This window comes from bacterium (assembly GCA_035527515.1).
GTDB lineage: Bacteria > B130-G9 > B130-G9 > B130-G9 > B130-G9 > B130-G9.
In genome coordinates, this window is the sequence record DATLAJ010000156.1 from 1 (window position 1) to 4894 (window position 4894).

General features: G+C 57.5%; 5 protein-coding genes and 1 pseudogene. 3 read left to right on the forward strand and 3 right to left on the reverse strand.

Features of this window, described 5'->3' with window-relative positions; all coding sequences use genetic code 11:
* From VM163_12800 to VM163_12810, 3 genes and pseudogenes are all read left to right on the forward strand, one after another.
* Positions 1–317, forward strand: a pseudogene (locus VM163_12800) (SUMF1/EgtB/PvdO family nonheme iron enzyme).
* Positions 318–688: 371 nt separating this feature from the next.
* Positions 689–1726, forward strand: a complete 1038-nt coding sequence (locus VM163_12805) for an SUMF1/EgtB/PvdO family nonheme iron enzyme (protein HUT04758.1) — start codon at positions 689–691, stop codon at positions 1724–1726.
* A 190-nt stretch (positions 1727–1916) separates the two neighbouring features.
* On the forward strand, positions 1917–2267 hold the full coding sequence (locus VM163_12810; protein HUT04759.1) for a hypothetical protein: 351 nt from the start codon (positions 1917–1919) through the stop codon (positions 2265–2267).
* On the opposite strand, the gene VM163_12815 is transcribed toward VM163_12810, so the two are convergent.
* The 3 genes from VM163_12815 to VM163_12825 form a co-directional block, all read right to left on the reverse strand.
* The gene (locus VM163_12815; protein ID HUT04760.1) at positions 2178–3932 is read right to left on the reverse strand and encodes an ABC transporter ATP-binding protein; all 1755 of its coding nucleotides are present in this window, start codon (positions 3930–3932) and stop codon (positions 2178–2180) included. The two genes, VM163_12810 and VM163_12815, sit on opposite strands and share 90 nt — an antisense overlap.
* Positions 3933–4100: 168 nt before the next feature.
* Entirely contained in the window at positions 4101–4508 is a 408-nt protein-coding gene (locus tag VM163_12820; protein ID HUT04761.1) for a hypothetical protein, read from the reverse strand.
* 10 nt (positions 4509–4518) lie between these two features.
* Positions 4519–4894 (reverse strand): hypothetical protein (locus VM163_12825; GenBank protein ID HUT04762.1); only part of this gene is annotated, 376 nt, incomplete at its 5' end.

A 4894-nucleotide genomic window follows, 5' to 3' on the forward strand; every position in this document is an offset into this window, starting at 1 on the left:
GGACGTATGTGGCCCAGGCAGATAAAACAATCTCATCTCGCCGGCTAGAGCCTGTGGGGAGCTACCCGCCAAACAAGTGGGGACTCTACGACATGATAGGGAACGCATTGGAATGGTGCCAGGACTGGTTCGGGGCCGACTACTACTCCCTTTGCCAATCGAGCTGCCCTGACGGCATTCAGGATCCAAAGGGTCCCGACACACCGAGTACGGCCATTAAGGGCGACACAGGCACTGGTGGACACTTCACAGCTCATCTTCCACCAAACGCCAAGGTAGTGCGCGGGGGTTCGAATGTTTCCGATGAAACTTGGCTGCGATGTGCCTCGAGGGGGCATGCGGGCCAGAATCAGTGCGTTGCGGGCTTCCGGGTTGTCTTCCCAACAGACAAGGATCGTCAATAGTCGCGTAGATTGTGTGGGGGCTCGGCTGCGGGTCCCCACGTTTCTGTAACGAAGGGAGTTGATTAGAGAGCTTGGGGGAGCAAACTACGGGAGAGGAGGCTGTCCGTCTCGCGGTCGAGTATTTCTATGACGGCGCTAAGGCGTACTGGCTCTCAGGACAAGATGAAAATTCAAACATGGGCCACATTGCGTGGGAGCGAGCTTCTTTCAGACTTACTTGGTTGCTGTATCGACGGTGGTTTTGATTCTAGCGTTTGCAGCAAATCCTTAGTTAGGAGAGGGATATGAGAAAGAGCAGTGGTATACGGCTGGGATTGGCGTTTTCGTTGTTCGTTGTTGCACTCATAGGCGTTGCCGCAGGGCAGTCACACAGGGCGTTTCTGGCCGGAGAAACCGCGGCGATACAGGGGGGGGAATTCATGATGGGAGATATGACCGGGGAAGGTTCGGAGCCGGAGAGGCCCGTGCACAAAGTCGAGGTCTCAGGTTTTCGGATGAGCGTCCGGGAGGTGACCCGTGCTCAATTCGCCAGATTCCTGAACCTCATCGATGCGCCTGCGCCGGCTACAACAGCTGTGGTTGTTAAAGGCGTGAGATACGCTGAGCTGGGCGAGTCAGGTCTGAAATATGTGGACAAGAGCTATCTCGAGGCGGACGATGGGACTTTCCCTGTAGTAGTTACGTGGTATGGCGCCGAGGCATACTGCAACTACTTGGGTGGTCGGCTGCCAACGGAGGCGGAATGGGAGTACGCAGCGAGGGCTGGTAGCAAAAGTGCTTACCCGTGGGGCGACGTCTTTGATGAGACGCTTGCGAATGGGCGAGATACGACCACTGAGTTCAAAGAACAGACGTCCGTGAAGCGCGACCCAGTGAGCAACAAACGGACCTTCGTGATGAAAGCTGAACCGATCGACTCTGTCCCAAGGGGCTTGCTGAAGCCTGTTCGCAGTTACCCTCCCAATCGTTGGGGTCTTTATGACATGATAGGCAATGCCGAGGAGTGGTGCCATGATTGGGATTCCGGGGATTACTATTCTTCCTGTAAAGAACACTCCGAGGCGGGAAAGGTGATAGACCCTCAGGGACCTGAGTTGACAAACAAGAGAACATATCTTGTCGAAGCGAAGACAGGCGAGAAGTGGCGCACGGGTAGATTCACCATGTCAGGCGCTTTTAAGGTGCTTCGGGGTGGGGCATACTCCTCAGACCGAAAGTGGCTTAGATGTTCTGCGCGAGGCTACGCAATGCCTCAACGATGCCGAGCGGGTTTCCGCTGCGTGTTTGCTGCCAAGAAACAGGATGAGGGCAAAAAGGAATAGCACGGCCTGGGGACGCTTCTGGATTGCGGATTCCCTCGGGGTTGTCGGTGGACATGAACGATGGCGCTATTATGAATGCTATCGGGTGGGGACGTTTGCGGGGCACCCCACCCGACAAGCGGAACAATAATAGAAGACATGGCTAAGACGAGGTGATGCAGAGATTGAACGACGCGGACGAGCTGACCCAGTGGACGACATCGACGCTGAGCATGACCTTCACGTATGCTTCGGATGGGTGCCTGGTGAGCAAGTCGGATGGGTCAGACACCTGGAGCTACGACTGGGATTACGAACGGCGGGGCCGGCCTACGACTACGATTCCGCTGACCGGCTGCCCTGGATGGAGAGAGTGCCGATATCTTACGGTCCCTACAACGAGCCACGGGAGGGCAGCTACTACAGTTTCCCGCTCCTAATCCCCGAATCAGCGCCGCTGGGGACACATAAGCTATATCTCGGACTTGCGGACCGTGCTTCCGGCGAGCTGGTCAGCCTGGCCAGCACAGAGCTCGAGATAGTATCCAGTGGTCTGGATTAGCTCGGCATGTTTGCCCTGCTCAACTATGCGGCCACCCTTTAGGACTATGATGTTGTCAGCGTCCTGAATGGCCGTGACGCGATGGCTGACGACAATGAGTGTTGGCGTTCGCGCCCAAGTGCGAATGTTCATCAGTATCCGCCTCTGGAGCGAGACGTTTAGGTTCGAGGTGGCCTCGTCCAGAATCAGAATTGCGGGCCGCCGGACCAACGCGCGGGCGATGGCGATTCGTTGTTTCTGCCCCTCGGAAAGCCTCGCACCGTGTTCCGCAATCTGCGTCTCAAAGCCCTTCGGCAGCTCGCAGATGAACTCGTTCGCGCCGGCAAGCTCTGCCGCCTCAATGATCTCCTCTTCCGAGGCGTTGGGCCTCCCGAATGCGATGTTCTCTCTGACCGTCGTATTGAACAGCCACGGCTCCTGAAGGACAACGCCGACCTTGTCGATGAACGAGGCGCGCTTCAGGGTTCTTATGTCTCGCCCGTCCATTCTCACCTCGCCGCTTTCGGGATCGAAAAGGCGAAGTATGAGGCCGACAATCGTGCTCTTGCCGGCCCCGCTTTCACCCACTATGCCAAGAGATTGGCCATTCTTGAGTGAGAGCGACACATTCTGAAGCACCCTTTGGCATGCCTCGTATCCGAACGACACGTCAACAAGCTCGATGTCGCCCCGAATCCTGCCGACGTCTATCGCCTCCGGCCGGTCGGCCACCTCCGGCTCTGCCTCGAGCGTCTCGAGCACGCGGTCCATAGACACCTGCTTCACGAGAATGTCGCGATAGATGTCGCCAAACGACTTCAAGACGCCCATCAGTTTGAACACGTAGAGCATTATCGCCACCATCGCGCCGAGGCTCATCTGGCCCGCTATCACCTGGTAGCCCGCGTAATACGTCAGGCCTGTCGTGATGACGGTATCCATCACAGAGAGCGACGAGCCGCTTATCACGCCGATCTTATACGACACCAGCCTGAGGCGGATGTTCGATATCCACAAGCTGAGATAGCGCCTCACCTCGAACCGCTCCCGAGAAAACGCCTTGATCACCTTAGCGTGCGAGAACGCCTCGGCCATCCCGCTGTGTATTTCCTGCTCCTTCTCGCGCACCGCCTTCGTTATCTGCTGCTGCTTCTTGCCGAAAAAATAGGAGTGAATGTAGAACGGCGGCACCGCCACGATGGCAAGCACGCACAGCTTCCAGTCCAACCAGAACGTTAGCACTAAGACCCCGATGGTCGTCGTGATCTGAGTCAGAGCGCTGGGTATCGAATCCACCACAAAACTGACCGTCCCGCCTATGTCCGGGCCCAGGCGGAACATCTGCTCCCCCGTAGTGCGCCTCTGAAAGAACCTCTGTGACAGCGAAAAAAGGTGCTTGTAGTAGTGGGCACGAAGATCGAAATCCAGCATGTTCCTGACGTATGTGGCGGTGTATCCCCGCACGGCCCCGGTCACGCCGTTGAAGACGAATGTGAAAAAACCGGCGAGGATCAGCATGTTGAAGACGAACAGGTCGTGGCGGTCATAAGCGTAATTGATCATCGCCATCGGTATCAGCGGGCCGATGAGGCCAAAGAGCGACGATAGCCCTGCGCAGACCAATAGCACCAGCTCCTTGTCCCAATACTTGACAAGATACCTGCCAAATCTCGCAAGCCGCCTCACGCTGCCGACCTCATGTTATGGTTTAATGATGAGATTGTCGGCCTCGCCCAAGAGCGTGTCAATCCGGCTTCGCTGTGTGTGGTGTAGGGGCGGTTCACGAACCGCCCCTTCTTCGCGCCTCGTGTAGGGGCGGTTCACGAACCGCCCTCTTTCGTTGCCCAAGCGGAATCAGTTCTCGTCGTGGATCAGGACATCGCCGCTTGCGCCGATCAAGACGTCGTTGTCGCCGTCGTTGTTGACGTCGCCACAGCCCGCCACCCAAACGCCGGTCCAGCGCGAGTAATCGTCAACCTGCACGATGTAGTACTTCACGCTGTTTTGCCAGTCGGCCCACTGGAGCTGGTTGTAGCTCCCGCCGAAGACGATGTATGGCCAGGCGCAACCCGAGCCCGCACAGAACACGAAGTCCGGGTAGCTCGTGCCCAGCTGGGGCGCGCAGACGTCGTCCAGACCAAACACGTTGTTCGGGTGAAGCGTCACGGGCAGAGCGCCAACGCTCGCCGCAAAGGTCCCCGGAGCCAGGAACGCGAGGCTCAGGCCGGCAAGAACTGTGAGCACTGTCGTTATCGTTCTCATTTGCCGCCCTCTACCCATTGTACGCGGGGTAGCAGGTGAACCCGGTGCAATCGACGTTGCCGCGGCAGGTGAAGTACCAGCCACATCTGAAAGTGCTGTCGCACGAGAATGTGTAGCTACATCTAAAGTAGTAGTATTCGGCGCAGTGGAAGTAGCCTGCTCCGCCGCACTCGTACGTGTCACCGTCACAATAGTAGTTCGAGCAGTCGTAGTTCTGCGTGCTGCTTGCGTCGCCGCAGCCCAGAACGCCTGGCCCGCCCGGCTCGCCGAGCTTTGCCGCAATTGCCTGTGCGATCTTGTCGATCTCCTTGTCCTTCATCAAAAAGCCCTCCATCGTTTCTGGGCGGTTTGACGTTCCGTCGCGCCTCGCTTTGTGAACCGCCCCT